Source organism: Nocardioides sp. P86 (assembly GCF_023712465.1).
Lineage (GTDB): Bacteria > Actinomycetota > Actinomycetes > Propionibacteriales > Nocardioidaceae > Nocardioides > Nocardioides kribbensis.
This window is the reverse complement of the sequence record NZ_JAMAYE010000002.1, coordinates 105,036-132,009: the sequence shown is the minus strand read 5'-3', so window position 1 is coordinate 132,009 and position 26,974 is coordinate 105,036. Positions and strand designations below refer to the sequence as shown.

The window sequence follows — 26,974 nt, the reverse complement described above, 5'->3', positions numbered from 1 at the left end:
CTGCGAGGGTGGTGCTGTGAGGGTGGTGCTGTGAGGGTGGTGCTGTGAGGGTGGTGCGGTCGCGTCAGCGGCGCACGCGGATGTCGACGTAGCGCTGGCCGCGGACGACCTCGTCGTAGGGACCGCTCTGGGTGACGAAGGAGCGTCGCAGGCCCTTGCCGTTGGCGTAGAGCTCCGCGGAGACCTCGTCGTTGCGGACCGGGTCGGCGTAGGCCTTGACGGCCTGGGCCACCGACTTGATGCGGTAGTTGTTGGTGTAGTCCGAGGCACCGCCCTGGACGACGAGGAAGGCCGAGCGCTTGGCACGCGACGGGATCTTCACCGAGACCGGCGCGTAGGTGACGGTCTCGTCGACCGCGGTGAGCACGGCGCGCAGGTCGAGGGTGCTCCCGGCCTTGGCCACCAGGTTGGTGCGGCGCCCGATCGTCGTCCACTCGCCGCCCTTGCGCTGCTGCAGACCGGTCACCTTGAGGGTGTCGGTGGAGGTGTCGACGTCGCTGTCGACGGTGATGTCGTCGACCTGGACGCCGTCGATGCGGCTCAGGGCGTAGGCGAGGTCGGCCAGCTCGAAGACCGACTCGAAGGAGATGTCGTAGTCCGAGACGTAGGTGTCGGCCGAGGAGATCTCGAAGGGCGCCCCCAGCTCGTCGGTGCCGGTGATGGTCCAGCTCTGCGCCTCGGTGCCGGGGATGTAGGAGTCGAGCACGCGGTCGTGGTTGACCAGCAGCTGGCCGAAGACCGTGTCGGCGAGGAAGCGCTTGACGTAGGCGTCGCTGCTGCCGGTGCGCTCGCGGCCGTCGAAGCTGACCGTCGAGGCCACCGTGGTGGTGTCGGGCAGCGTGGCGAAGGTGCCGGTGATCCCGGTGGTGCGGTCGTCGGTGATGGTGCCGACGGCGGGGGCGATGTTGGCGACCTTGAAGGGCGCGCCCAGGCTGTCGGGCTGGACGTAGAGCGCGTCGGCCGGGTTGAGACCCAGCGTGGTCTCGCCGAAGAAGGCGAACGGGTGGCCGAAGCCGACCACCTCTCCGCCGCAGACCGAGGTGGCGGTGCCGACGGCGCCCGCGGTCACGTCGCCGTAGGACAGCGTCGTGGCGAGGTTGCCGCCGGCGACGATGGTCTCCTCGGTGGCGTCGGCCGCGGCCGCGCGACCCACGGCGCCGACCGCGTAGGTCTGCTCGGAGAAGTACTTCTTGTCGCTCTCACGCACCATGTCGATGCGCTTCTGCGTCATCCCGCTGATGCCGACCGGCATGCGGAGCTGGCGGAAGCCCTGCTCGGCCTGGCTCGCGGTGACGTCGGAGCTCGCGGCGATCTGGCGGGCCGCGCGCGCGTCGACGTCGACGCGGCGGGTGCCGGAGGTGAGGTAGTCGTCCATCTCGGCGAAGGGGGTGATGCCCGCGATCGGCGAGGACCCCCACGACAGGCCGTAGGCGACGGCACCGACCAGCTGGCCGTCGATGTAGACCGGCGAACCGGACATGCCCGACCAGATGCCGCCGGCCGCGTCGATGGCCGGCGAGGTGAGGTCGGCCATGATCATGTCGACGCCGGGGGCGATCCCGTCGTCGAGCACGCCGATGATCGAGCCCTCGAAGGCCTCGGGAGTGGTGCCCTCGGAGACGGTCAGTCCGGTCACCGCGGCGTCCGCGGTGATCTGCTCCTGGGGGTAGGTGGGGGTGCAGTCCTCGGCGGGCTCGGCGGACTGTGCCGGCCCGGAGGCGACGGCTGCGGCCCCGAGAAACAGTCCGGCTGCGGCGGTGCTGGCGACCAGGGCCCGGCCCCGGCGCGTGGTGCTGGGTCGCGTCATCGCGTCCTCATTCCTCCTGTGTGGCGAGAGCGCGGTCTGCGTCCCTCGTGAAGGGTGACGTGCTTCTCACCCCTTTGGTTGCACGCCGGGCCGGGCAGGTTGGTGACCGTGGCCCGATCGTGACCGTGGGAGGCACGTCCTAGGGTGAGGGAGTGAGCTCCGCCGACACCCCGACCGCCCCGCCGTCCGACCCCACCGCCTCCGCCGAGGCCGCCGCCCCCGGTGGGCTCAAGCGCGCGGAGGCGGTCGCCCGCGCCGCGCTGCTCGACGTCGAGTCCTACGACCTGCGCCTCGACCTCGCCTCCGACACCGAGACCTTCGGCTCGGTCACCACCGTGAGGTTCACCTCTCGCGGCGGGACGACCTTCGTCGACCTGAAGCCGGCCTCGCTGCGCTCCGTGCACCTCGACGGGCACCCTGTCGACGTCGACCTCCTGCGACGCGGGCGGCTGCCCCTCGAGACCACCGAGGGTCCCCACGAGCTCGTCGTCGACGCGGTGATGGCCTTCCGCAACGACGGCGAGGGGCTGCACCGCTCGGTGGATCCCGCCGACGGGCGCCACTACGTCTACGGCATGTCCTTCATGGACGCCGCCCCGAGCGTCTTCGCCTGCTTCGACCAGCCCGACCTGAAGGCCCCCTACACTCTGCACGTCACCGCGCCCGAGGACTGGGTCGTGATCGGCAACGCCCCGGCCACCAACCCCGAGCCCGGCGTGTGGGAGCTGGAGGCGAGCCAGCCGCTGTCCACCTACTTCGTCACCCTGGTCGCCGGGCCCTACCACCTCGTGCGCGACCAGCACGACGGCATCCCCCTGGGCCTCAGCGCACGGGCCAGCCTGGCCGCCGACCTCGACGCCGACGCCGAGGAGCTGCTGACCATGACCAAGCAGTGCTTCGACGAGTTCCACCGTCTCTTCGGCATCCGCTACCCCTTCGGCGACTACCACCAGGCCTTCGTGCCGGAGTTCAACGCCGGTGCCATGGAGAACCCCGGCTGCGTCACCTTCCGCGACCAGCTCGTCTTCTCCAGCAAGGTGACCCGCGGCCAGCGCATCCAGCGTGCGACGACCGTGGCCCACGAGATGGCCCACCAGTGGTTCGGCAACATCACCACCCCGCTGTGGTGGGACGACCTGTGGCTCAACGAGTCCTTCGCCGAGTACATGGGCAACCGGGTCACCGCCGACGTCACCGAGTACACCGACGCCTGGGTCTACAACTCCTTCTCGCGCCGGCAGTGGGGCCTGCTGGCCGACCAGCGGCCCAGCACCCACCCGGTCGCCGGCAACGGCGAGGAGGACGCCACGGCGGCCCTGCAGAACTTCGACGGGATCTCCTACGCCAAGGGCTCGAGCATCCTCAAGCAGCTCAACGCCACGATGGGCGACGAGGTCTTCCTCGCCGGCGCGGTCGACCACTTCCGCAGCCACTTCTTCGGCAACGCCACCATGCACGACCTCTTCGCGAGCTGGGAGCGCGCCGGCGCCGGCGACCTCTCGGACTTCACACGCGGCTGGCTGGTCACCGCGGGGCCCGACCGCATCGTGCTCGACCGCGCCGCCGGCGCGCTGGTGCGCACGCCGCCGCCGGGCAGCCCGGCCGACCGGTCGCACACCTTCCGCGTCGCGACCGCCCGCGCGACGGACCCGGCCGGCGGCACCGCCGGCACCGGCCCGTGGGCGCTGACCCGGGTCACCACCCGGGGCGGGCGCACGGCGTACGAGCCGGAGGCGGGGGCCGCGGTGGTGCTCGACCCCTACGACGACACGTGGGCCGTCGTCGAGCCCGACGCCGCGACGCTGGCCCAGCTGCCCGCGCTGCTCCCCCGCACCGACGACGCGCTGCTGCGGGCCGGGGTCTGGAACGGCGTGCGCAGCGGTTACCACCACGCCGCGGTGGCGCCGGCCGCGGTGGTCGACCTCGTCGAGGCCTGGCTGCCGACCGAGGACAGCGACGCGGCCATCGCCTTCACCGTGCCGTGGCTGCTGCGCGACGTGCTGCCGCTGACCACCGACGGCGACGACGCCGCGGCGCGGGTGCACGAGGCTGGGCTGGCCGGGGCGCTCGCCGCTCCCGCCGGCTCGACCCTCCAGCTCGCCGCCTTCCAGGCCGCCGCCGCCACGGCGCCCGCCGACCGCCTCGAGCACTGGATCGCCGGCGAGGGACTTCCCGACGGCGTCGAGGTCGACGACGAGCTGCGCTGGCGCCTGCTCGTGCGGCTCGCCGCGCTGGGCGCCACCGACCGGTCCGCCCTCGACCGCTGGCTGGCCCAGGAGCCCACCACCCGCACCCGCGTCGAGCACGCGAGGGCCGTCGCGTCGCTGCCCGAGGCCGCCGCCAAGGAGTTCGCCTGGGAGCGCTTCACCGGTGCCGTCCCCGCCACCAACTACGAGCTCGAGGCCGCCGGCCTCGGGCTGTGGCGCCCCGGTCAGGAGCACCTGACCGAGCCCTACGTCGACCGCTACCTCCAGGCGCTCCCCACCATCGCCGAGGTCCACCAGGGCTGGGTGCTCGGCCAGGTCGTCACCGCCTTCTTCCCCCTCACCTCGCTGCGCGACGAGACCGTCGCGGCACTGCACGCCGCGGCCGACGCCCCGGGCCTCGACGCCACCGTGCGGCGCCGCGTCGTCGACGCCACCGACGACCTCGAGCACCGCCTGGCCGTCGCCCGGGCCTTCGGCGCATGAGCGGCGCAGCGCGCGGCCTTCCCGGTGCCCGCGCCCGGCGTCCCGGGCCCACCGTCCGCACGCGGGTCGAGGAGCACCGAGCCGGCCCTGACGGCGAGGGGCCCGACGAGGTCCGCCGCCACGAGGACCGGCTGGTCACCGAGGAGCCGCTCGAGATCCGGCTCGCCTGGCCCGGCGCCGAGGCCCACCGGGCCTGGGTGACGATGCGGACCCCCGGTCACGACTTCGAGCTCGCGGCGGGGTGGGCCGTGCACGAGGGACTGCCCGGGCCCGCCGGCATCGCGGGCATCGCCTACTGCACCGACGTCGACCTCGCGCCGGAGCAGGAGTTCAACGTCGTGACCCTCACCCTGGCCGAGCCCCCGGCCCGGCCGCCGGGACACCGCCACGACGCCCTCTCGGCCGGGTCCTCGGCCTGCGGCGTCTGCGGCGCCGACAGCGTCTCGGCGGTGCTGGACATCGCGCGCGGCGCACGCTGGGAGGGCGCCACGCCGACCGCCGACGTCGTGCGCCGTCTGCCCGACCTGCTGCGCGAGCGGCAGCCGGTCTTCGCCCGCACCGGCGGCATCCACGCCGCCGGGCTCTTCACCGCCGACGGTGAGGCGGTCCTGGTGCGCGAGGACGTCGGTCGCCACAACGCCGTCGACAAGGTCAGCGGCGCCCGGGCGATGGCCGGGGAACGACCCGGTGGCGCCTGCCTGGTGGTGAGCGGACGTGCCGGCTTCGAGCTGGTGCAGAAGGCGGTCACCGCCGGCTTCGGCTCCCTGGTCTCGGTCGGTGCCCCGACCAGCCTGTCGGCGCAGCTGGCCGCGCAGAGCGGCCTGGAGCTGTGGGGCTTCACCTCGCCCCGGCGTACCGTGCGCTACGTCTGAGCCCTGTCACCGCCGGTCACCGGCGGCCCTCGGCGCATTGTGACGTTGCCCGCTCCGGTGGTGTCTGACCCAAGGGGGTGGGCGGATCCCGGCCCGCGCCTGCCTAGCGTGGAGTCGTCCCTCATCCGCGACACCAGAGGAGCACGACCCCATGAGCACCACCGCCACCCTGTCCGTGCCGACCCCGAGCGCTGCGTTCGAGACCAGCACCGTGGAGCGCCGCGCCGTCGGTGAGCACGACGTGCTGATCGACATCGCCTACAGCGGCATCTGCCACTCCGACATCCACCAGGCACGCAACGAGTGGTCCGAGGGCATCTTCCCGATGGTCCCGGGCCACGAGATCGCCGGCACCGTGGCCGAGGTCGGCCCGGGCGTCACCAAGTACGCCGTGGGCGACCGCGTCGGCGTCGGCTGCTTCGTCGACTCCTGCCGCGAGTGCGAGAACTGCCGCGCCGGTGAGGAGCAGTACTGCCTCAAGGGCGAGGTGCCCACCTACAACGGCAAGGACTACGACGGCGTCGAGACCTACGGCGGCTACAGCAAGCAGATCGTGGTCCACGAGGACTACACCCTCGGCATCCCCGAGGGCATCGAGCTCGACGTGGCCGCTCCCCTGCTGTGCGCCGGCATCACCACCTACTCCCCCCTGCACCACTGGGGCGCCGGGCCGGGCAAGAAGGTCGCCATCGTCGGCATGGGCGGCCTGGGCCACCTCGGCGTGAAGATCGCCGCGGCCATGGGCGCCGAGGTCACCGTGCTCAGCCAGTCGCTGAAGAAGGAGGAGGACGGCCGCCGTCTCGGCGCCGACCACTACGCCGCCACCTCCGACCCCGAGACCTTCGAGTCCCTCGCCGGCACCTTCGACCTGATCGTCAACACCGTGGCCGCGACGCTGCCGGTCGACAAGTACCTCTCGCTGCTGCGCCTCGACGGCGCGATGGTCAACGTCGGCATCCCCGCCGACGCCGACACCTACCACGCCTTCTCGCTGGCCGGCATGCGCCGCAGCCTGGCCGGCTCCAAGATCGGCGGCATCCGCGAGACCCAGGAGATGCTCGACTTCTGCGCCGAGCACGGCATCGGCGCCGAGGTCGAGGTGCTGGCCCCCGAGCCGGCCGTGATCGACGAGGCCTACGAGCGCGTCGTGGGCAGCGACGTCCGCTACCGCTTCGTCATCGACATGGCGGCCCTCGAGGGCTGACGGGCGACCTCCCCGCGCCGCCTCCGTGGCGGCGACCGCGCGGCCCCGGGACCCCGTCCCGGGGCCGCGCGGCGTGGGTCCCCCGCAGTGTCGGCGGCCCCTCGTAGGTTCTTCGCATGCGCATCCTGCACACCTCCGACTGGCACCTGGGCCGGTCGTTCCACCGCGAGGGGATGCTGACCCACCAGGCGGTCTACGTCGACCACCTGCTGGAGGTCGTCGAGGCCGAGCAGGTCGACCTCGTGGTGCTGGCCGGAGACGTCTACGACCGTGCGCTGCCCCAGGTCGACGCGGTCCGCCTCGCCGACGAGGCGCTCTCCCGGCTGGCCGCGTCGCGGGCCCGGGTGGTCGTCACCAGCGGCAACCACGACTCCGCCCAGCGGCTCGGCTTCAGCGCCCGGCTCATCGACGCCGCCGGCGTGCACCTGCGCACCGACCCCGCCACCGTCGGGCGCCCCGTGGTGCTGGAGGACGAGCACGGCCCGGTGGCCGTCCACGGCCTCCCCTACCTCGACCCCGACGCCGTGCGCGAGCCGTGGGGCCTGACCTCCCGCTCCCACCAGGCGGCCCTCACCGAGGCCGTGCGCCGCGTGCGCGCCGACCTGGCCGGACGTCCCGGCACCCGCTCGGTCGTGCTCGCCCACGCCTTCGTCGCCGGCGCCGAGCCCAGCGACTCCGAGCGCGACATCAGCGTCGGCGGCGTCTCGCTGGTGCCCACCTCGGTCTTCGACGGCGTCGACTACACCGCGCTCGGGCACCTGCACGGCCGTCACACCCTCACCGACGCGGTCCGCTACAGCGGGTCGCCCCTGGCGTACTCCTTCTCCGAGGCCACCCACCGCAAGGGGTCCTGGCTGGTCGACCTCGGCGCACCCGCGGCGCCCGGCGAGGGCACGGCGAGGCTGTCGGCGCAGTTCGTCGACGCCCCGGTCCCCCGCCCGCTCGCTCGACTGCGGGGCGAGCTGGAGACCCTGCTGGGCGACCCGCGACTCGCCGAGCACGAGCAGTCCTGGGTGCAGGTCACCCTCACCGACGCCGGCCGGCCCGCGCAGGCCATGGAGCGGCTGCGGCGCCGCTTCCCCCACACCCTCGTCCTGGGCTTCGACAGCACCCCCGTCACGGTCGGAGCGGTGCCGTCCAGCCGCACCCAGGGGCGCAGCGACCACGACATCGCGCTGGAGTTCATGACCGCGATGAGGGGCGAGGAGGCCTCCCCGGCCGAGCGGGCGCTGCTGCGGCGCGCCGTCGACGCCTGCTGCGACGACCCCGACCTCGACCCGGTGCGGCGCCCCGGCGACCACGAGAGCGACCACGAGGCCGACCCGGAGACGGCGCTGGCCGCCTCCGCCGCCGCCGCCGACGGGCGGCTCTTCTGATGCGGCTGCACCACCTCGAGGTCACCGCCTTCGGCCCCTTCGCCGACACCGTCTCCGTCGACTTCGACGAGCTCTCGGCCGCGGGCCTCTTCCTGCTCACCGGCCCGACCGGCGCCGGCAAGACCAGCGTGCTCGACGCCGTGTGCTTCGCGCTCTACGGCGACGTGCCCGGCGACCGGAACGCCGCGCGCCGGCTGCGCTCCGACCACGCCGCCGAGGGCGTGGCGCCCCGCGTCGAGCTGGAGGCCACGCTCTCCGGACGCCGCTTCCGGATCAGCCGCTCCCCGCAGTGGGAGCGGCCCAAGCGGCGCGGCACCGGCATGACCACGCAGCAGGCCAGTGTCGTCATCGCCGAGCGGGTCGGCGGGCAGTGGACGACGCTGTCGACCCGGCTCGACGAGACCGGCCAGCTGGTGACCGGCCTGGTCGGCATGAACGTCGCCCAGTTCACCCAGGTCGCCATGCTCCCGCAGGGCCGATTCCAGGCCTTCCTCCGCGCCCGCTCCGAGGAGCGCCACCGACTCCTGCAGCAGCTCTTCCGCACCGGACGCTTCGAGGACGTCGAGCGCTGGCTGCGCGAGCACCGCACCGCGCTGCGCCGCGACTCCGAGTCGCGCCGCGAGGGCGTCGCCGACCTGGTCAGTCGGGTCAGCGAGGCCGCTGACGCCGCGCTTCCGGGCCTCGCCCCTGGAGCCGCCGATGCAGACGCCACGCCTGACGCCCCGCCTGACGCCGCGCCCGACGCCCCGCCCGGCGCAGCCGCGGGCGCCGTCACCGGGGCCGACGCCGCCAGGACCGTCGACACGACCGTCGACACGACCGTCGACACGACCGTCGACACGGTGCCGGGTCTCGACCTGCTGGCGGCCGACGGCACCCTGCTGGCGTGGGGTCGCGACCTGCGCGCGCTGGCGACCTCGTCGCTGGCGGCGACCACCGAGGTCGTGGCCGCGGCCGCGCTCGACGAGCGTGAGACCCGCGAGGCGCTCGAGCGTGCCCGGCTCGCGGCCGAGCGGGACCGTCGCCGCCGCGCCGCCGAGTCCGAGCACCGCCGACTGGTCGCCGAGGAGCCGGCGCAGCAGCGACGCAGGGTGCGGCTCGCCGAGGCCCGGCGGGCCGCGGTCGTCGCGCCCCTCCACCGCTGGGCGGAGGAGAGCGCCCTGGCGGCGGACGCCGCCGAGCGGCGGGCAGCGGCGGCCCTCGGTGCCCTGTCCGGCGGCGACCGGCGCGGGCTGTCCGACGGCCCGTCCACCGGTCCGTCCGCCGACGACCTGGCGCAGCGCGAGGCCGCGGCGGTCGCCGCTGCGGCACGGGTCACCGCGCTGGTGCCGCGCGAGGAGCGCCTCGTCGCGGCGCTCCGCCTCGAGCAGCGGACCGGTGCCGCGCTGGAGCGTCTGCGAGCCGACCTCGCCCGTGACGCCGAGCAGGCCGCAGCGCTCCCGGCCCTCCTGGGCGCGGCACGCGAGCGTCTCGACGCGGCACGCACCGCCGCTGCCCTTCTCGGCGTCGTCCGGGCCGACCTCGACCAGACCAGCGCACGGCTCGAGGCCGCCCTCGAGGCCACCCGCCTGGAGACGTCGGTCGCGCAGGCCCACGAGGTGTGGCTGGAGGCCCGCGAGACCACCGGCCAGGCCCATGAGCACCTGCTCTCCGTGCGCGAGGCCCGCATCGAGGCCATGGCCGCCGAGCTCGCCGGCGCCCTGGCCGTCGGCGGCTGCTGCCCCGTCTGCGGCTCCGCCGAGCACCCGGCCAAGGCCGTCGCCGCCCCCGGCTCGGCCGATGCGGCGGCGGAGAAGGAGGCACAGCGCGGGCTCGACGACGCCAAGGCCGACGAGCACGTGCGCGAGTCGCACCTGCGCGACCTGAGGACGCGCCACGCCCTCGCCCGCGAGCGGTCGGGCGGGGAGACCCTCGAGGCGCTCGAGACCCGCGTCGCCGCGTTGCGCGAGCAGGCCACGACCGCCGCGGCGGCCGCAGCGGAGGTCGAGTCCCTCCAGACCGAGGAGCGTCGACTCGAGCAGCGGCGTGGCGACCTCGCCGACCGCCTCCAGACGGCGCACGCCGCGGTGGCCGACCACGAGGCCACGGCCCGCGCGGTGACCGCCGAGATCGCCGAGATCCGCTCCGAGATCGCCGCTGTCCTGGAGAGCCTGGGACACGGCGACCACGGCGACCACGGCGGCGACGGCGAGCCCGGCGACCTGGGCGCGTTGCTGGCCTCGTTGCGCGGCGAGGCCGAGCGCCTCGGCGAGGCTCGGACGGCGCTCGAGGACCTCGGGCGGGCGCGCGTCGCCGCCGCCGACGCCCGGACGCGCCTGGCCGAGACCGCGGCCGAGGCCGGTTTCGCCGACCCGGGCGCCGCCCTGGCGGCGGTGCTGGAGGAGCCCGAGGTGCAGCGGCTGGCCGAGGACGTCGACGCCCACGACCGGGCGCTGACCCGGGTCGAGGACGAGCTGCGCGACGTGGGTCCCCGCGACGGCGCCGACACCGACCCCGCCGCCGCGCAGCGCGCCTGGGAGGCCGCGGAGGCCGGGCTCCAGTCGGCGCGCGCGGTGGCCGCCACCTGGACCACGCGCTGCGGTCGGCTCACCGACCTGGTGCGGGAGCTGGAGCGCGCCCTCGAGCAGTGGGCCCCGGTGCGCGAGCGGCTGGAGCTGGCGACAGGCCTGTCCACGTTCGTCGAGGGCAAGGCCGCCGACAACGCCCTGCAGATGCGGCTCTCCGCCTACGTCCTCGCCTACCGGCTCTCCCAGGTGGTGGCCGCGGCCAACGAGCGGCTGGCCCGGATGTCCGACGCCCGCTACGCCCTGGAGCACTCCGGGCGCCGCGGCGCCGGTGAGACCCGCGGCGGGCTCAGCCTGCTCGTGCGCGACGACTGGTCCGGGGAGTCGCGCGACCCCGCGACACTGTCGGGCGGGGAGACCTTCGTGGTCTCCCTCGCCCTCGCCCTGGGCCTGGCCGACGTGATCACGCAGGAGACCGGCGGCGCCGACCTCGACACCCTCTTCGTCGACGAGGGCTTCGGGTCGCTCGACGCCGACACCCTCGACGACGTCATGGACGTGCTCGACTCGCTGCGCGACGGAGGACGCGTCGTGGGCGTCGTGAGCCACGTCGGCGAGATGCGCGACCGCATCACGGCCCGCCTCCAGGTGAGCAAGGGGCGGTCGGGGTCGACGCTGGCCGTCAGCCGCTGACCGATCCGTCGCGGACGTGGCGACGGTCGCGACCGACCTGACCGGGGCGGCCGCCCCGGTCGCCGGCGGCCCGGCGCGACCCCGGGGACGGCGCGTCCCCGGCTCAGAGCATCTGGGTCCACGCGCTGAGGTCGAGGCCCCAGTCGTCACGCAACCGGGGCAGCTGCGGGCCGTACATCACCCGCAGCGAGTCGCTCAGGCCCTCGGGCCAGTCCCACTCGACCCGGCTCGAGGAGGTCGACTCGCGCTCGACCTGCGCCAGCGGCACGGGCTCCACGCCGAGCGCCCGCCACACCGCGTCGACGGCGGGCTGGGGGTCGCGTCGCACCTGCTCGTAGACCATGACGGTGAGTCGCTCGCGCCCGATCGCGGCGGCCCAGGTGTCGAGCTGGTCGGCGTAGAAGCCGCTGAAGGTCTGCATCGTGATCTGCAGCGGGTAGGGCCACGACTTGCCGCGTGTGCCGGCCCACCGCATGGCGCTGCGGAAGCGCTCGATGGGGTCGCGCAGCAGCACCAGCACCGGCACCTCCGGGGCGAGGTGGGCCGCGGCGTAGGCCGGCAGCGAGGCGTGGCGCAGGTACTGCGGGGTGAACTCACCACGGCGCAGCCCGTCGGCGGGGAAGAGGTCGGCGTACTCCTGGGCGGGCACCAGGCCGTCGGCGACGCGGTGGAAGAGCTGCTGCTCCTTCTTGCCGTTGGTGCCGAGACCCACCTCGGGATGCTGGGTCAGCAGCTCGGTGAACCAGGTGGTGCCCGAGCGCTGGGCACCCAGCCCGAGCCAGGCGGGGCCGGTCGGCGGCGCGGGGCGGCGACGACCGGGCAGCCAGCGGGAGACGGGGCGCGGTTCCATGGCGCTCACCCTACTGACGGGCGGCGCCCACGGGCCGCGTCGGCTAGGTTCGGCGCCATGAGTGCCGCGCGACCCGACCAGGCCAGGCTCGACCCGACGTTCCTGGCGCTGCCCTTCCGGTCGCTGGGCGAGACCGCCCTCGCGCGGGCCGCCGAGCTGGGGGCCACGCACGCCGACTTCCGCTTCGAGCGGGTGCGCTACCAGTCGCTCGCGGTGCGCGACGGGGTGCTCCAGGACGCCAGCGACAGCGAGGACCTCGGCTTCGCCGTGCGGGTGGTGCACCGCGGGTCCTGGGGCTTCGCCTCCGGCGTGGTGCTGACCCCCGAGGAGGCCCGCCGCGTGGCGGAGACCGCGGTCGGGGTGGCCGAGGTCGCCGCGAGCATGACCGCGGAGCCGGTGGTGCTGGCGCCCGAGCCGGTGCACGACGACGTCGCCTGGGTCTCCTCCTACGCCGTCAACCCGCTCGACGTGCCGGTGGCCGACAAGGCCGCGCTGCTCGTCGGCTGGACCGACCGGCTGCGCCGCTCCGCCGCCGTCGAGCACGCCTCCGCGCACCTGGCCCAGGTGCAGGAGAACAAGTACTACGCCGACCTCGCCGGCACCCGCACCACCCAGCAGCGGGTCAGGATGATGCCCGGCTTCGAGGCCATGGGCTCCTCGGCCGACGCGTTCGACTCGATGGCGAGCATCGCCCCGCCGGTGGGCCGCGGCTGGGAGTACTGCACCGAGGGCCCCTGGGACGGCGGCTGGGACTGGGACTCCGAGCTCGCCGAGGTGCCCGAGCTGCTGGCCGAGAAGCTCGCCGCGCCGGGCGTCGAGCCCGGCGTGCACGACCTGGTCGTCCACCCCTCCAACCTCTGGCTCACCATCCACGAGTCCATCGGCCACGCCACCGAGCTCGACCGTGCGCTGGGCTACGAGGCCAACTACGCCGGCACCTCCTTCGCCACCCCCGACCTGCTGGGCACGCTGCGCTACGGCTCCCCGGTCATGCACGTCACCGGCGACCGCACCGTCGAGCACGGCCTGGCCACCACCGGGTGGGACGACGAGGGGGTGGAGACCCAGGAGTGGGACATCGTGCGCGACGGGGTGCTCGTCGGCTACCAGCTCGACCGGCCGATGGGGCCGATGCTGCCCGAGCTCAACGGTGGACGCTCCAACGGGTGCGCCTACGCCGACTCCCCCGGGCACATCCCCGTCCAGCGCATGGCCAACGTGTCGCTGCAGCCCGACCCCGAGGGGCCGACGACCGAGGAGCTGATCGGTCGCGTCGAGCGCGGCCTCTACGTCGTCGGCGACAAGTCGTGGTCGATCGACATGCAGCGGTTCAACTTCCAGTTCACCGGCCAGCGCTTCCACCGCATCGTCGACGGCGAGCTCGCAGGTCAGGTCCGCGACGCGGCCTACCAGGCCACGACGACCGACTTCTGGGGGTCGATGGAGGCCGTCGGCGGCCCCGACACCTGGGTGCTCGGCGGCGCCTTCAACTGCGGCAAGGCCCAGCCCGGACAGGTCGCGGCCGTGAGCCACGGCTGCCCCACCGCGCTCTTCCGGGGCGTGCGCATCCTCAACACCACCGACGAGGCGGGTCACTGATGTCGAGCACCTCCCCCACTCCCCAGCAGCTCGTCGAGCACGCCCTGGCCCTGTCGGAGGCCGACGACTGCGTCGTGGTCGTCACCGACGCGACCAGCGCCAACCTGCGCTGGGCCACCAACACGCTGACGACCAACGGCGTCATGCACCGCATCTCGGCCACCGTGGTGTCCTTCGCCCGCACCGCCGACGGCGTGGCCGCCGCCCCCGTCTCGGGCAGCGCCGGATCGCTGGAGCAGGTGGCGGCGCTCGTGGCCGCCGCCGACGCCGCCGCCCGGCTGGCCTCGCCCGCCGAGGACGCCGCCGACCTGGTCCCCGAGCGGGTGTCCCCCGACTGGGACGAGGCGCCCGTGCCGACCGACATCGGTGTCTACCGGCTCTTCGCCCCGGCGCTCGGGGAGGCCTTCGGGCGAGCGCGTGCCGAGGACCGCCTGCTCTACGGGTTCGTCAACCACGAGATGACCACCACCTACCTCGGCTCGTCGACCGGGCTCCGGCTGCGCCACGTGCAGCCGACCGGGCACTACGGCTGCACCGGCAAGCCGACCGACCTCTCGCAGAGCGCCTGGGTCGGCGGCGCCACCCGCGACTTCACCGAGGTCGACGCCCTGGAGATGGACGCGACCCTCGCCCGCCGTCTGGGCTGGGGCGCGCGGCGCGTCGACCTCCCCGCCGGGCGCTACGACACGATCCTGCCCCCCGGCTCGGTGGCCGACCTCATGATCGACGCCTACTGGTCGGCCGGTGCACGCGTCGCCCACGAGGGCCAGTCGGTCTACAGCCGCCGCGGCGGCGGCACCCGGATCGGCGAGCAGGTGGCCGCGCGGGGCGTGCGGTTGTTCTCCGACCCGGCCCACCCCTCGCTGCCGTGCTCCCCCTTCGAGGTGGCGACCTCCTCGGGCAACGAGTCGTCGGTCTTCGACAACGGCCTGCCGCTAGGACGCACCGACTGGATCCGCGACGGGGAGCTGGTCTCGCTGCTCCAGACGCGTCACTCCGCGGCCATGACCGGGCAGCCGGTCACCCCGGGCATCGACAACCTGGTGCTGGAGGTCGACGGCGCGACCGGCAGCGTCGAGGACCTCGTCGCCGGCACCGAGCGCGGCCTGCTGCTGACGTGTCTGTGGTACATCCGCGAGGTCGACGCCCAGTCGCTGCTGCTCACCGGGCTGACCCGCGACGGCGTCTACCTCGTCGAGGGCGGCGAGATCACCGGGGTGGTCAACAACTTCCGCTTCAACGAGAGCCCGGTGGACCTGCTCGGCCGCTTCAGCCACGCCTCCGCGACCGTGCCCAGCTTCAGCCGGGAGTGGGGCGACGACTACTTCAGCCGCACCGCCACCCCGGCCCTGCGCGTGCCCGACTTCAACATGTCCAGCGTCTCCCAGGCCCTGTGACCGCTCGCGCTCAGGCCAGCGCGCGCGCCTGCTTGCGCAGCCGTGAGCGCGTGCGCGGCCAGGCGTCGAGGAAGGCCGTCTCGAGCTCCTCGGCCCGCGCCTGCTCGCGGGCGTGCAGCACGCCGTAGGTGAACGCGCTCTCCCCCGCCGCCGTGGCGGCGCGCGCGAGGTCGAGCAGGTGCCGCCGGGTGATCTCGGTGTCCTGACGCTCGCCGAGCCGCTGCGTGATCGCCTTGGCGGTCCTCGTCAGTCGCCTGGCCCGCTTGCCCCACGCCGGCTCGAGCACCTCGGCGGCGTAGCGCAGTCGCTTCGCGGCCTTGCGGGCGTCGTGCCAGGCCTCCTCCACCTCGCGGCGCACCTCGACGCCCGCGGGGTCGTCGTCGGACCGCGCCAGCCGGTCGAGACCGTCCACGACGCGCTCGACCGCCTTCTCCACCCGGGCGACGTCGCGGTCGACCCGCGGCACCGCGACCTTCCGGGCGGGCAGCTGGGCCCCCTCGGCCAGGGGCGGGCGCGCCGCCAGCTCCTGCAGCACCGGCCACAGCGCCCGGCAGCGTGGTGAGTCGAGCACCGCGACGACGTCGGCGCGGCGGCTGGCCCCGTAGGTGGAGCGCAGCCGGCTTCGCACCGGGCCGACGACCTGCTCGGCCGGCAGGTCGACCACCCGCTGGCGCAGCAGGTCGTGGACCACCTCCGCGTCGCGCGCGCCGCCGAGCTCGCCGGCCAGCCACCGCAGCTCCGCACGCACCGGCTCGGTGACCTCGCGGTCCAGCAGCGGGCGGTAGGTCGCGAGCGCCGACCGGATCCGGCGGCACGCCACCCGCGCCTGGTGCACGCCCCGGTCGCCGCCGCGGCGGATCTCGGTCTCGCGGCGCAGCAGCTCCTCGACCTGCTGCTGCAGGCGGAGCCCGACCAGCCGTCCGGCGGGCTTCCCCCGGCCGGGGCGTCCCGGCGCCGTGGCGGCACGGGCGAGGGCCTCACCGAGCACCACCTCGATCTTGCGCGACACCGCCGCGACCTCGACGCCCAGCTCGGCGAGGTGCTCGTCGGCCGCCTCGAGGAGGTCGGTGCCGGCCGTGACCAGCTCCAGCTCCCACTCCCGCCACACCGTCACCGCCCCGGGTGACGTCTCGCCGGCCAGGCCCGGGCCGGGCGATCCCGTGACCTCGTCGTCGACCAGCTCGGCCAGCACCGCACCGTCGGCGTGGAGCAGCTCCTGGGTCGTACGCCGGGTCAGCACGGTGGCCACGACCACGAGCGGCTCCTCGCCCACGCGCGCCGCCACGAGCGCCCGCAGCTGCTGCGGCGGCGTCGTGCCCGTCGTGAGGGGGCGCCGCAGCTCGTCGCGGCCCTCGCCGACGGGCAGCTTGAGGTGCCAGCCCGCGTCGGTCCCGCCCGTGCGCCGGCGCAGCGAGATGCCCGCCCGCACCAGGCGCAGGTCGGGGGTGTCGACGTAGGCGGCCTCGAGGTCGGTGACGACGGGCGGCCCCACCTGCGCCACCCCGGGCAGCTCGGTCAGGTCGGGCACCGGGGCCTGCGGCGGAGGGCTGTAGGTGCGCTCGATCTCGTGGTGGGCCATGTGCCAGGTCTACCGCACGCGTGGGTGCTCCAGGACCTACAGTTCCAGCGGCCGCTCATCGGGAGCGGCCGGGAAAGGAACCATGAGGACCACCCAGGGCCGCCGTCGCGCGGCCGTCGTCTCCACCCTCGCCGGCCTGCTCGGCGCCACCCTCCTCGGCCCGGCGGTCGCGCCCGCCCAGGCCCGCGACGTCGCGGCTCCCCTCGCAGCCGACGACACGGCATCGGTGTACTTCGGTCAGACCGTGTCGGTCCCGGTGCTGCGCAACGACGTCGACCCGCAGGGCGAGAGCTTGGCAGTGTGTCGCGCCAGCGAGGCGGTGGGCGCGCTGAACGGGCTCGACGTCGACACCTCCGTCGTCGACGGCCGCCTGGTCGTCGCCGTCTACGGCGGGTTCGACGGCCGCCCCGTCGACGTCACGCTGACCTACCAGGCCTGCAACAGCGAGAGGCTCAGCGCCCCGGCCACGGTCACCCTCACCGTGCAGGACCCCGAGCGCCTGGTGGTCGAGAAGCTGGACCGTCCGGGACGGGTGCGCTTCACCAACCCCAACGACCTGCGCGTCGTGGTCCTCTACGGCGACCCGCGCCGAGCGCGTCCCGAGGGCCGGCTGCGCCTCGGGGCCGGTGAGTCGGGCGTCGTGCGCACCCGCGCGACGCGACTGCACTACGTCGCGCTCTCGCCGCGCCAGTTCCTCCTCGTCGACCAGGGCCTGGTGCGCGGCATCGAGCAGCGCACGACAGCGAGCGGGCCCACCGGCCCCGACGGCGAGATGGTCCCCCAGCGTGCGCAGCGGCTGTGGAGCGCCACCCGCTGAGCCGAACCACTGGCCCACGTCACGAGGCCCGGACCCCAGCGGGGGTCCGGGCCTCGTGCCGTCCTCGGAGCGTCCTCACGGCCCGCACGCGCGGGCGGGGCTCACTCGGCGAAGGCCTCCAGCGGCGGGCAGGAGCACTGCAGGTTGCGGTCGCCGTAGGCCTGGTCGATCCGGCCCACCGGAGGCCAGTACTTGTCGGCGGCGGTGTGCGCCCCGGCCGGGAAGACCGCCAGCTCGCGGGAGTAGGGACGGTCCCACTCCCCACCCAGCACCCGGGCGGTGTGGGGCGCCCCGCGCAGCGGCGACTCCTCGGGCGTCCACTCCCCCGCGGCGACCCGGTCGATCTCGCCGCGGATGGCGATCATCGCGTCGCAGAAGCGGTCGATCTCGGCGAGGTCCTCGGACTCGGTGGGCTCGACCATGAGGGTGCCGGCGACCGGGAAGGACATGGTCGGGGCGTGGAAGCCGTAGTCGACCAGCCGCTTGGCCACGTCGTCGACGGTGACGCCGGTGTCCTTGGTGAGCCCGCGCACGTCGAGGATGCACTCGTGGGCGACCAGGTCGCCGTGACCGCGGTAGAGCACCGGGAAGTGCTCGCCGAGCCGCGCGGCGACGTAGTTGGCCGACAGCACCGCCGAGGCGGTGGCCCGGGTCAGGCCCTCGGGGCCCATCATCCGCACGTAGGCCCACGAGATCGGCAGGATCCCGGCCGAGCCGTACGGCGCGGCGCTGATCGGGCCGATGCCCTCGCGCTTGGCCGCCTCGGGGTGCATCGCATGGGAGGGCAGGTACGGCGCGAGGTGCGCGCGCACGCCCACCGGACCGACGCCGGGACCGCCGCCGCCGTGGGGGATGCAGAAGGTCTTGTGCAGGTTGAGGTGCGAGACGTCGCCGCCGAACTCGCCCGGCTTGGCGTAGCCCAGGAGCGCGTTGAGGTTGGCGCCGTCGACGTAGACCTGTCCGCCGTGGGCGTGCACGATCTCGCAGAGCTCGCCGATGGTGTCCTCGTAGGCGCCGTGGGTCGAGGGGTAGGTGACCATGATCGCCGCGAGGTCCTCGGCGTGCTCCGCGCAGGCCGCGCGCAGGTCGTCGAGGTCGACACCGCCGTCGTCGGCGGCCTTGACCACGACCACCTTCATGCCGGCCATCACCGCGGAGGCGGCGTTGGTGCCGTGGGCCGAGCTCGGGATCAGGCACACGTCGCGCACCGGCGCGCCCTCGGCGGCGCGGGCGCGGTGGTAGCCGCGGATGGCCAGCAGCCCGGCCAGCTCGCCCTGCGAGCCGGCGTTGGGCTGGATGGAGACGCGGTCGTAGCCGGTGACCTCGGCCAGCCAGCCCTCGAGCTGCTCGACCATGCGGCGGTAGCCCTCGGCGTCCTCGGCGGGCGCGAACGGGTGCAGGTCGGCGAAGCCGGGCAGCGAGACCGGCTCCATCTCGGTGGTCGCGTTCAGCTTCATGGTGCACGAGCCGAGCGGGATCATGCCGCGGTCGAGCGCGTAGTCGCGCGCGGAGAGCCGGCGCAGGTAGCGCAGCATCTGGGTCTCGCTGCGGTGGGTGCGGAAGACCTCGTGGGTGAGGTAGTCGCTCGTGCGGCGCAGCGCCTCGGGCAGGGCGTCGCCCGTGGTGGCGTCGAGCGCGTCGAGGTCGGCGCTGACGCCGAAGGCGTCGAGCACGCGGTCGATCGTGGCGCGGGTGGTGCACTCGGAGGTCGACACGCCCACGGTGTCCTCGTCGACCAGGCGCAGCCGCAGGCCGAGCTCGCGGGCGGCGTGCACGACCTGGTCGGCGCGGCCGGGCGCCGCCACGGTGAGGGTGTCGAAGAAGTCGGCGGTGAGCACGTCGACGCCGCCCTCGGCCAGCGCGCGGGCGAGGACCGCGGCGTAGCGGTGGGTGCGGGTCGCGATCGCCCGCAGGCCGTCGGGGCCGTGGTAGACGGCGTACATCGAGGCCACCACGGCCAGCAGCACCTGGGCGGTGCAGATGTTGGAGGTGGCCTTGTCGCGACGGATGTGCTGCTCACGGGTCTGCAGCGCCAGGCGGTAGGCCGGGCGGCCCTCCGCGTCGACCGACACCCCGACGAGGCGACCGGGCAGGTGGCGCTCGAGTCCGGGTGCCACCGACATGTAGCCGGCGTGGGGGCCGCCGTAGAACAGCGGCACACCGAAGCGCTGGGAGGACCCGACGACCACGTCGGCGCCCATCGAGCCCGGCGACTCCAGCACGGTGAGCGCCAGCAGGTCGGCGGCGACGACGGCCAGGCCGCCACGGGCGTGCACGGCCTCGACGAGCGGGCGCGGGTCGCGCACGCGCCCCGACGCGCCGGGGTACTGCACCAGGACGCCGGAGACCGGCTCCTCGCCACCGGGCAGGCCGTGGTCGAGGTCGGCGACGACCACCTCGATGCCCATCGCCTCGGCGCGGGTGCGCACCACGTCGACGGTCTGCGGCAGCGCGTCGGCGTCGACCACGAACGGCCCCGAGGCCTTGCGGTTGCCCCGGCGCACCAGGGTCATCGCCTCGGCCGCCGCGGTGCCCTCGTCGAGGAGGCTGGCGTTGGCGGTGGGCAGGCCGGTCAGGTCGCCGATGACGGTCTGGAAGTTGAGCAGCGCCTCGAGGCGGCCCTGGGAGATCTCGGGCTGGTAGGGCGTGTAGGCGGTGTACCAGCTGGGGTCCTCCAGCACGTTGCGCCGGATGACGGCCGGGGTCAGCGTGGCGTGGTAGCCCAGGCCGATCATCGACTCCCCCGGGCGATTGGCGCCGGCCAGCTCGCGCAGCTCGCGCGCGGCGACGTCCTCACTCACCGCGGCCGGCAGGTCGAGCGACTCCGGGGTGCGGATGCCCCCCGGCACGGCGGCGTCCATGAGGGCGCCGAGCGAGTCGAAGCCGAGCCGCTCGAGCATCGTGGTGACGTCGGCGGGGCTCAGGCCGATGTGACGGTCGACGAACGGCAGGGCCGCGTCGAGCTCGGCGAGGGTGGGGTGGTCTGACACGTGGCGGCTCCTCGGGGCGTGGTCGTCCGGGTGCCTCCCCCTCTGTCGGGGCGTCGTCGCGCCTCCAGAGTTGCCTCGACCGCGCGGTCCGGGTGCCTGAGAGGTTCCGGGGAGGAATTGCCCCTTCGGCGCCCCGGGCCGGCCAGCGACCCGGAGACTCTCCCGCGCGGGATAGTCAGCGTCGCCACTCTAGCCCCGGCCCCCGCCCGAGCACGACATCGGCCCGCCGCCCCGGGTGGGGCGGCGGGCCGTCGTACGTCGGGTCGGCGTCAGCCGATCTTGCGCGCGGCGCGGCGCGCGGCGAGCTCGTCGGAGGCCGACGGGGCCTCCGCGGCGTCGTCGCCGGTGCGCTCGCTGGGCAGCTCGGCGAGCGTGCCCTCGATCTCGCGCCACACACCGCCGATGGCGATGCCGAAGACGCCCTGGCCGCCCTGGAGCAGGTCGATGACCTCGTCGTTGCTCGTGCACTCGTAGACCGAGGCGCCGTCGCTCATCAGCGTGACGCGCGTCAGGTCGTCGGTGCCGCGCTCGCGCAGGTGCTGCACCGCGGTGCGGATCTGCTGCAGCGAGATGCCGGCGTCGAGCAGCCGCTTGATGACCTGCAGGATCAGGATGTCGCGGAAGGAGTACAGCCGCTGGGAGCCCGAGCCCTTCGCGCCGCGCACGGTGGGCTCGACCAGGCCGGTGCGGGCCCAGTAGTCGAGCTGGCGGTAGGTGATGCCGGCGGCGTTGCAGGCCGTGGGGCCGCGGTAGCCGGTGTCGCTGGGCAGGGGCGAGACGTCGTCGGTGAAGAGCAGGCCCTGCTCCTCGGCGGCCTCGACGGCCACCTCGGCGGCCAGCGCCGCCTGGGCGTCGACGCCCTTGCTCGTGTCGTGCTCGTTCACACGGTCCTCCGTGGGTCTACTCCGTTAGCGCGTAACACCGGGGAAGGTGGTGAGCTGCGGAGCAACGACACCGGTGGAGTTACAACAGAGACAGTTCAAGGTAGGCCCGCCGCGTGGGCCCGTCAAAGACCTCGGGCCCGCGTGTCCTCAACCCTCATCCTCTGCTTGAGGGTGAGGGTCTGGCCGGTCCTACGTCGGCTCCTGGCCCGCCTCGAAGTCCTCGGGGGTGACGTGGTCGAGGAACTCGCGGAACTTCTCCACCTCGTCCTCCTGCTCGGCCGGCACGGCCAGGCCCGCCTCGTCGAGGACCTCCTCGGCGCAGACGATGCGGGTGCCGGTGCGCAGGGCCAGCGCGATGGAGTCGGAGGGCCGGGCACTGACCTCCGCGCCGCTGCCGAGCACCAGGGTGGCGAAGAAGACGCCGTCCTTGACGTCGGTGATGCGCACCTCGGTCAGCTCGTCGCCGGTGGCCTCCAGCACGTCCTTGAGCAGGTCGTGGGTCAGCGGTCGGGGCGGCACGACGCCCTGCTGGGCGAAGGCGATGGCCGTGGCCTCGACCGCCCCGATCCAGATGGGGAGATACCGCTCCCCCGTGATCTCGCGCAGCAGCACGATCGGCTGGTTCGAGGGCATCTCGACCCGGACTCCCATGACATCGACTTCGCGCACGTCCTCACCCTACTCCGGGGTGGTGGGCGCCGCCGACGGCCCGGTCAGCGCGACAGGCCGGCCTTGACCAGGGTGGCGTGCAGGCGCACCGAGAGCGCGGCGATCTCGCTGGCGGCGTGCTCGGCCCGGGCCGAGGCCGCGGCGTCGCGACCGCGCTGCAGCGGCGCGACGACCTGCTCGACCAGGCCCACCTCGCGGTCCGCGGCGGTCTTGAAGGCGCGCAGGTGCCGCGGCTCGAAGCCGAAGTCGGCCAGCTCGCGCGCCGTGCGGGCGAGCACGAGGGCGTCGGTGTCGTAGAGGCCCGTGCCCGTGCGCGCCACGATCAGCCCGAACTGCTCGAGCTGGCCCAGCAGCTCCTCGGAGATCTCGGCGACCTTCAGCAGCTCGCGCCGCGAGAGCCGCAGGTTGTCCTGGCGACGGAAGGACTCGGGGCTGGGCAGGCCGTCGGGGGCCAGCGCGACCGTGGGCACCGTCGGCACCACGGTGTCGATCGGCGGCGGCTCCAGGCCGCGGTCGATCGCGTCGAGGTGCTCGCCGATCACCTTCAGCGGGAGGTAGTGGTCGCGCTGCATCCGCAGCACGTAGCGCAGTCGCTCGACGTCGTCGTGGGAGAACTTCCGGTAGCCCGCGGGCGTGCGCTCGGGCTTGATGAGCCCCTTGTCCTCGAGGAACCGGATCTTGGGGATCGTGACGCTCGGGAAGTCGGCGCGCAGCCGCTCGAGGACCTCCCCGATGTTCATCCGCGCCCGGTGCCCCCCGCTGGGTGCCGGGCTGCCGGTGGAGGCCACGCGTCAGCTGCCCTCGTGACCGGAGAAGAACACCAGGCGGTACTTGCCGATCTGCACCTCGTCGCCGTCCTTGAGCAGCACGTGGTCGATGCGGTCGCGGTTGACGTAGGTGCCGTTGAGGCTGCCGACGTCGCTCACGGTGAAGGACGCGCCCTCGCGGTTGAACTCCGCGTGCTTGCGCGACACCGTCACGTCGTCGAGGAAGATCTCGCTCTCGGGGTGGCGCCCGGCGTAGACGACGTCGCTGTCGAGCAGGAAACGGCTGCCCGAGCCCGGGCCGCGCTGGACCACGAGCAGGGCGTGACCGGTCGGCAGGGCGTCGACGGCGGCGGCGTCGACGGGGTTGAGCTGCCGGTCGGAGGTCTCGACCTTGGCGTCGCCCAGACCGATCTGGATCGTCGCGGTGGACTCCCCGAGCGGCTCGGCGGAGGCCGGGGCGGGCACGTCGGCCGGCGTCACCAGACGCGTGCCGCACTGGGAGCAGAACCGTGCGTCGTCGGGGTTCTGCCGACCGCAGGCTGTGCAGAAAGGCATCTCTTCTCCTCCAGCTGCTGGGCTGTGGTCGAGCGGGTGGGGCGCGGGGTCGGACGGACACCCGAACCCTCAAGGCTGGCCTGAGGGTGAGTGTCGGCCCGAACCTACCAGCAGGCCGAGCCCGGCCGCTCCCGCTCCACGTGCCCGGTGGGGGCCGCTCAGCCCTCGAGGGTGCCGGTGTAGGCGGTGGCGTCCATGAGGGCGTCGAGCTGGGCGGGGTCGCTGGGCACGACCTCGAAGAGCCAGCCACCGGAGTAGGGGTCGTTGTTGACCAGCTCGGGTGTCGCGTCGAGCTGCTCGTTGCGCGCGACCACCTCGCCGGTCACCGGCGCGTAGATGTCGCTGACCGACTTCGTCGACTCCAGCTCGCCGCACGTCGTGCCGGCCTCGAGGGTGTCGCCCACCTCGGGCAGCGAGACGTAGACGATGTCGCCGAGGGCGTCCTGGGCGAAGTGGGTGATGCCGATGCGGACGGAGCCGTCGTGCTCACCGGGCTGGCGCAGCCACTCGTGCTCGGCGGTGTACAGCAGGTCGTCGGGGTACACGGTCTCTCCTCCGGTCGGGGTCACGGAAGGCTACTGCCCGTCCGCGGGGGCGGCGTACTCAGGCTGGGTGCTCTCGGCGACGCTCTCGATGTCGAGGGAGGTCAGCTCGGTGACCTCGACCTCGATCCCCGACTCCTCGAGCTGGAGCCGGGGGCCGGAGAAGAAGTCGACGGCGCCCGACAGCGTGGCCGGCGCGCCGATGACGTCGAGCACGTAGGGCGCCTCGAGGAGCTCCCCGTCGACCACGATGCCCCCGGTCGCGTCGGCGAACGAGCTCTGCGCGACCAGCCGGACCCGTCCGTTGAGCTGCATCGCCTCGGCGTCGGCCGTGCGGAGGTCCTGGACCATCGCGACCAGGGCCTGCGCACCGACCGTCCCGGTGACCTCGCTGAGGGTGATCCGCACGCCCGGCCCGGTCACGGGGACGGTGCCGGCCAGGATGCTCAGGGTGTCGGCCTCGCTGCGCGCCTGCGCCAGCGCCGCGGCCTCCGCGGAGGTGTCGGAGGCGAGGTCGTCGCGGGTCCGCTCGAGCCGGGTGATCTCCGACTGCGCCCGTTGCGAGGCGCCCGCGAGGCCGCTGAGCACGTCGATGAGGTCCTGCTCCCGGTAGCCCGCGAACGAGTCGTCGACCTCGTTGCTGCGCACCTGGGTCACGCCGGCGAAGCCCACGAGGGCCAGCAGCACCGCCACGACGGCCTGGCCGCGCGTGGGCTTGAGCAGCGCGCGCACGAGACGGTCGCGGCCCGGCTCGGCCGGCCGCTGTCGCGCGGGCCGCTGCGCGGTCGGGGGCGCCTGCGGCTCCTCCGGCGGTCGCGGGGCCCGCGGCTGCCCCGGGGCCTGCGGCGTGGGCTCAGGCATGGAAGAGGTGGCGGCGGATCGCCGCGACGTTGGAGAAGATCCGGATGCCGAGGACCACGATCACACCCGTGGACAGCTGTCCCCCGACCCCGAGCTTGTCGCCGAGGTAGACGATCGCGGCGGCGATGACGACGTTGGAGACGAAGGAGACCACGAAGACCTTGTCGTCGAAGATCCCGTCGAGGTAGGCCCGCAGGCCCCCGAAGACGGCGTCGAGCGCGGCGACCACCGCGATGGGCAGGTAGGGCTCCAGCGACAGGGGCACGTCGGGCTGGAAGGCGAGGCCGAGCACGATGCCGACCAGCAGTCCGAGCGCTGCGATCACGACACGTTCTCCTCTCCCCTGGGTGGGCCGGGCGGGGTCACGACGAGCTCCTCGACGCTGCGCAGGGGGCGGGGACGCGCGGCCGGGAGGGTCATCGAGGAGACATTCTGCCTCTCGACGCCGAAGCCGTACTGGGCGGCCACCTGCGCGAAGAGCGCGCCCGACGCGGTCTCGGCCAGATCGGCCTGCAGCGTGCGGCTGTCACCGATGGCGGAGACGACGTAAGGCGGGCGCAGGTCACGTCCCTCGATGGCCACCGTCGTGCCCGACAGCAGGATCGACGACAGCACGGTCAGCCGGTTGCCGTTGATCGACACCGCCTCGGCGCCCGCCTGCCACAGGCCGTTGACCAGCAGGCGCAGGTCGCGGTCCTCCACCAGCACCCCGCCGGTCGCGGGGTCGGACACCGTGATGCGGACGCCCTCGCCCTCGACCGCTCCGTAGCCGGTGCGAGCGGCCAGACGGCGCTCGCGCGCCTCCTCCGTGACCCGGTCGGCGCGCAGCGCGGCCGTGGTCGCCTCGGCGGCCGCGATCCGGTCGCCGAGGCGGCTGATGCGCTCCTGCTGGTCGGCGATGCCGGCCCGCGCCGTGAGCACCTGGTCGATGAGCGTGCTGCGGCCGGCCTGGTCGACGTCGGCGTTGCGCGAGGTCTGCAGGGCCGCGGTGGCCACCATGATCCCGAAGACCGCGACCACCACCGCCGCCGTGCGGTGGCCTCCGCCCCGGCGCGTCGGCGGAGCCTCGGGCTCCGCGCCGAGCGAGGCGGCGCGACGCTGCTCGGCGCGACGCTCCGCGACGTGGAGGTAGTCCTCGTCGAGCGACTGCTGGGTGATGAGCGTCAGCAACGGCATCGTGACCCGGGCCGGGAGCTGCTCGGGGCGCCGCGGCTCCTCCGGGGTCGTCGGGGCCGGGGGACGCTCCCGGCTAGCCACCGCTCACCCGGTCCGACTCGGCAGTGGTCCCGGGCGTCGTCCCGGGCGTCGTCCCGGAGGAGGCCCCGGTCGTGGCCGCCCCGGCCGTGCCCGTGCTCCGCGGACCGGCGGCTCGAGCCGGTCGCGGCCGACGACGCGGACGCGGCTCCGTGGTGGCGAGCAGCCGCCGGACCTGCCAGGCGTAGAGGATGCCGGCCCACCAGTAGAGACCGATGCCCCAGATCGCGAAGGCCCAGCCGAAGACCTCGGCCAGCGTCGCCACGGTGCCGTCCCCGTCGCCGAGCAGCAGCAGCGGGAAGGCGTAGAGCAGGTTGAACGTGGCGGCCTTGCCCAGGAAGTGCACGGGCAGCGCGCTGTAGCCCCGGGTGCGCAGCAGCGGCACCAAGCCCCACATGAGCGCGTCGCGCAGCGGCAGCGAGACCGCCATCCACCACGGGATGACGTCGCGCAGGGCCAGCCCGACCACGACGGCGAGGATGTAGAGCCGGTCGGCCACGGGGTCGAGCACCTGCCCCAGCACCGAGGTCTGGCCCAGGCGGCGGGCGAGCCACCCGTCGAGCCAGTCGGTCACGCCGGAGACCATGAGCAGGGCGAGGGCCCAACCGTCGGCCTCGGGGCCGAGCACCAGCCACAGGAACACCGGCACCCCTGCCAGGCGCACGGCGCTCAGCAGGTTGGGGACCGTCCACACGCCGTGGTCGGGCGTCGGGGCGTCGGACACTGCGGCCTGCTCTTCTCCGTGACGGACGGGCACCCGGGCGGGGCCCGGAGACCGGCTCGGTGCACGTGAGCCGGCGGCCTCACCATAGCCGTCGCGCGCCGCCCCCGACCGCGACGCCCCGCGACCGACTCCGCCGGGAGGCGGGTCCGGCCGGCCCCGATCGGCGCAGCGGTCTAGCCCGATGTGACCAGGCCGGTCGGCCCACGCGGGGGCGGCCCGGGCCGGGCGGCCCGCACTAGCCTGGGCGAGCGCCGCCCGGCGCCATGGGGCTCGACCGGGCGGCGCTGTCACGTGCGGGGAGGGGGTCGTACCCCAGGTCGGGTATCTGTGCGTCCGACCG

The 26,974-nt window shown here is 74.3% G+C and carries 20 protein-coding genes, 1 pseudogene and 1 riboswitch; of the genes and pseudogenes, 8 read left to right on the top strand and 13 right to left on the bottom strand.

Features of this window, described 5'->3' with window-relative positions:
• Positions 1 to 64: 64 nt before the first annotated feature.
• Positions 65 to 1,807 (bottom strand): SpoIVB peptidase S55 domain-containing protein, encoded by a 1,743-nt coding sequence (locus M3673_RS08130; RefSeq protein WP_251532906.1) that lies wholly within the window; start codon positions 1,805 to 1,807, stop codon positions 65 to 67.
• Positions 1,808 to 1,959: 152 nt separating this feature from the next.
• Between M3673_RS08130 and pepN the strand changes: the two genes are divergently transcribed.
• The 5 genes from pepN (at position 1,960) to M3673_RS08105 (ending at position 11,146) form a co-directional block, all read left to right on the top strand.
• Positions 1,960 to 4,497, top strand: a complete 2,538-nt coding sequence (gene pepN, locus M3673_RS08125; RefSeq protein WP_251532905.1) for an aminopeptidase N — start codon at positions 1,960 to 1,962, stop codon at positions 4,495 to 4,497.
• Positions 4,494 to 5,369 carry a formate dehydrogenase accessory sulfurtransferase FdhD gene (locus M3673_RS08120; protein ID WP_056864471.1) on the top strand — a complete coding sequence of 292 codons (876 nt, stop codon included), beginning with the start codon at positions 4,494 to 4,496 and terminating at the stop codon, positions 5,367 to 5,369. The genes pepN and M3673_RS08120 overlap by 4 nt, the downstream gene beginning before the upstream one ends.
• 151 nt (positions 5,370 to 5,520) lie before the next feature.
• Positions 5,521 to 6,573, top strand: a complete 1,053-nt coding sequence (locus M3673_RS08115) for an NAD(P)-dependent alcohol dehydrogenase (protein WP_251532904.1) — start codon at positions 5,521 to 5,523, stop codon at positions 6,571 to 6,573.
• 116 nt (positions 6,574 to 6,689) lie between these two features.
• Positions 6,690 to 7,949 carry an exonuclease SbcCD subunit D gene (locus M3673_RS08110; protein ID WP_251532896.1) on the top strand — a complete coding sequence of 420 codons (1,260 nt, stop codon included), beginning with the start codon at positions 6,690 to 6,692 and terminating at the stop codon, positions 7,947 to 7,949.
• Complete coding sequence (locus tag M3673_RS08105) at positions 7,949 to 11,146, top strand: AAA family ATPase (protein WP_251532894.1); 3,198 nt, start codon at positions 7,949 to 7,951, stop codon at positions 11,144 to 11,146. The genes M3673_RS08110 and M3673_RS08105 overlap by 1 nt, the downstream gene beginning before the upstream one ends.
• Positions 11,147 to 11,249: 103 nt before the next feature.
• Here M3673_RS08105 and M3673_RS08100 read toward each other — a convergent pair whose 3' ends face one another.
• Positions 11,250 to 11,996, bottom strand: a complete 747-nt coding sequence (locus tag M3673_RS08100) for a sulfotransferase (protein WP_193660804.1) — start codon at positions 11,994 to 11,996, stop codon at positions 11,250 to 11,252.
• Between the two features lie 57 nt (positions 11,997 to 12,053).
• Here M3673_RS08100 and M3673_RS08095 point away from each other — a divergent pair, with 57 nt between their 5' ends.
• Both M3673_RS08095 and M3673_RS08090 read left to right on the top strand, forming a co-directional pair.
• Entirely contained in the window at positions 12,054 to 13,595 is a 1,542-nt protein-coding gene (locus tag M3673_RS08095; RefSeq protein WP_251532892.1) for a TldD/PmbA family protein, read from the top strand.
• Complete coding sequence (locus M3673_RS08090; protein WP_228942760.1) at positions 13,595 to 14,992, top strand: metallopeptidase TldD-related protein; 1,398 nt, start codon at positions 13,595 to 13,597, stop codon at positions 14,990 to 14,992. Before M3673_RS08095 ends, M3673_RS08090 begins: the two co-directional genes overlap by 1 nt.
• Before the next feature lie 10 nt (positions 14,993 to 15,002).
• On the opposite strand, the gene M3673_RS08085 is transcribed toward M3673_RS08090, so the two are convergent.
• Positions 15,003 to 16,571: a CYTH and CHAD domain-containing protein gene (locus M3673_RS08085; RefSeq protein WP_251532891.1), complete on the bottom strand. Its 1,569-nt coding sequence runs from the start codon at positions 16,569 to 16,571 to the stop codon at positions 15,003 to 15,005.
• Between the two features lie 82 nt (positions 16,572 to 16,653).
• On the opposite strand from M3673_RS08085, the gene M3673_RS08080 reads away from it, so the two are divergent.
• The gene (locus M3673_RS08080; RefSeq protein ID WP_251532889.1) at positions 16,654 to 17,388 is read left to right on the top strand and encodes an Ig-like domain-containing protein; all 735 of its coding nucleotides are present in this window, start codon (positions 16,654 to 16,656) and stop codon (positions 17,386 to 17,388) included.
• 101 nt (positions 17,389 to 17,489) lie between these two features.
• Here M3673_RS08080 and gcvP read toward each other — a convergent pair whose 3' ends face one another.
• The 10 genes and pseudogenes from gcvP to M3673_RS08030 all read right to left on the bottom strand — a co-directional run.
• A complete protein-coding gene (gene gcvP, locus M3673_RS08075; RefSeq protein WP_251532888.1) occupies positions 17,490 to 20,378 on the bottom strand; it encodes an aminomethyl-transferring glycine dehydrogenase in 2,889 nt (962 codons plus the stop codon).
• A 74-nt stretch (positions 20,379 to 20,452) separates the two neighbouring features.
• A riboswitch (glycine riboswitch) is annotated at positions 20,453 to 20,553 on the bottom strand.
• 94 nt (positions 20,554 to 20,647) lie between these two features.
• Complete coding sequence (locus M3673_RS08070; RefSeq protein ID WP_374108194.1) at positions 20,648 to 21,262, bottom strand: MerR family transcriptional regulator; 615 nt, start codon at positions 21,260 to 21,262, stop codon at positions 20,648 to 20,650.
• A 189-nt stretch (positions 21,263 to 21,451) separates the two neighbouring features.
• Positions 21,452 to 21,931: a bifunctional nuclease family protein gene (locus tag M3673_RS08065; RefSeq protein ID WP_056864481.1), complete on the bottom strand. Its 480-nt coding sequence runs from the start codon at positions 21,929 to 21,931 to the stop codon at positions 21,452 to 21,454.
• Positions 21,932 to 21,975: 44 nt separating this feature from the next.
• Positions 21,976 to 22,671, bottom strand: a complete 696-nt coding sequence (locus M3673_RS08060) for a MerR family transcriptional regulator (RefSeq protein WP_056864701.1) — start codon at positions 22,669 to 22,671, stop codon at positions 21,976 to 21,978.
• A 51-nt stretch (positions 22,672 to 22,722) separates the two neighbouring features.
• Positions 22,723 to 23,253, bottom strand: coding sequence for an FHA domain-containing protein (locus M3673_RS08055; protein WP_056864482.1), 531 nt, complete (start codon positions 23,251 to 23,253; stop codon positions 22,723 to 22,725).
• A 158-nt stretch (positions 23,254 to 23,411) separates the two neighbouring features.
• Entirely contained in the window at positions 23,412 to 23,798 is a 387-nt protein-coding gene (gene gcvH / locus M3673_RS08050) for a glycine cleavage system protein GcvH (RefSeq protein WP_056864483.1), read from the bottom strand.
• 30 nt (positions 23,799 to 23,828) lie between these two features.
• A complete protein-coding gene (locus tag M3673_RS08045; protein ID WP_193660798.1) occupies positions 23,829 to 24,656 on the bottom strand; it encodes a DUF881 domain-containing protein in 828 nt (275 codons plus the stop codon).
• On the bottom strand, positions 24,649 to 24,981 hold the full coding sequence (locus M3673_RS08040; RefSeq protein ID WP_056864484.1) for a small basic family protein: 333 nt from the start codon (positions 24,979 to 24,981) through the stop codon (positions 24,649 to 24,651). Before M3673_RS08040 ends, M3673_RS08045 begins: the two co-directional genes overlap by 8 nt.
• Positions 24,978 to 25,913, bottom strand: a complete 936-nt coding sequence (locus M3673_RS08035; RefSeq protein ID WP_251532887.1) for a DUF881 domain-containing protein — start codon at positions 25,911 to 25,913, stop codon at positions 24,978 to 24,980. Before M3673_RS08035 ends, M3673_RS08040 begins: the two co-directional genes overlap by 4 nt.
• Before the next feature lie 151 nt (positions 25,914 to 26,064).
• A pseudogene (locus tag M3673_RS08030) lies at positions 26,065 to 26,634 on the bottom strand (CDP-alcohol phosphatidyltransferase family protein); the annotation flags it as partial.
• Positions 26,635 to 26,974: the final 340 nt, after the last annotated feature.

Coding starts and splice junctions, on each gene's coding strand:
- M3673_RS08095 (WP_251532892.1), top strand. CDS start 12,054: ATGAGTGCCGCGCGACCCGACCAGGCCAGGCTCGACCCGACGTTCCTG.
- M3673_RS08110 (WP_251532896.1), top strand. CDS start 6,690: ATGCGCATCCTGCACACCTCCGACTGGCACCTGGGCCGGTCGTTCCAC.
- M3673_RS08080 (WP_251532889.1), top strand. CDS start 16,654: ATGAGGACCACCCAGGGCCGCCGTCGCGCGGCCGTCGTCTCCACCCTC.
- M3673_RS08085 (WP_251532891.1), bottom strand. CDS start 16,571: ATGGCCCACCACGAGATCGAGCGCACCTACAGCCCTCCGCCGCAGGCC.
- M3673_RS08115 (WP_251532904.1), top strand. CDS start 5,521: ATGAGCACCACCGCCACCCTGTCCGTGCCGACCCCGAGCGCTGCGTTC.
- M3673_RS08060 (WP_056864701.1), bottom strand. CDS start 22,671: ATGAACATCGGGGAGGTCCTCGAGCGGCTGCGCGCCGACTTCCCGAGC.
- M3673_RS08100 (WP_193660804.1), bottom strand. CDS start 11,996: ATGGAACCGCGCCCCGTCTCCCGCTGGCTGCCCGGTCGTCGCCGCCCC.
- M3673_RS08105 (WP_251532894.1), top strand. CDS start 7,949: ATGCGGCTGCACCACCTCGAGGTCACCGCCTTCGGCCCCTTCGCCGAC.
- M3673_RS08090 (WP_228942760.1), top strand. CDS start 13,595: ATGTCGAGCACCTCCCCCACTCCCCAGCAGCTCGTCGAGCACGCCCTG.
- M3673_RS08120 (WP_056864471.1), top strand. CDS start 4,494: ATGAGCGGCGCAGCGCGCGGCCTTCCCGGTGCCCGCGCCCGGCGTCCC.
- M3673_RS08045 (WP_193660798.1), bottom strand. CDS start 24,656: ATGCCTGAGCCCACGCCGCAGGCCCCGGGGCAGCCGCGGGCCCCGCGA.
- M3673_RS08130 (WP_251532906.1), bottom strand. CDS start 1,807: ATGACGCGACCCAGCACCACGCGCCGGGGCCGGGCCCTGGTCGCCAGC.
- M3673_RS08055 (WP_056864482.1), bottom strand. CDS start 23,253: ATGCCTTTCTGCACAGCCTGCGGTCGGCAGAACCCCGACGACGCACGG.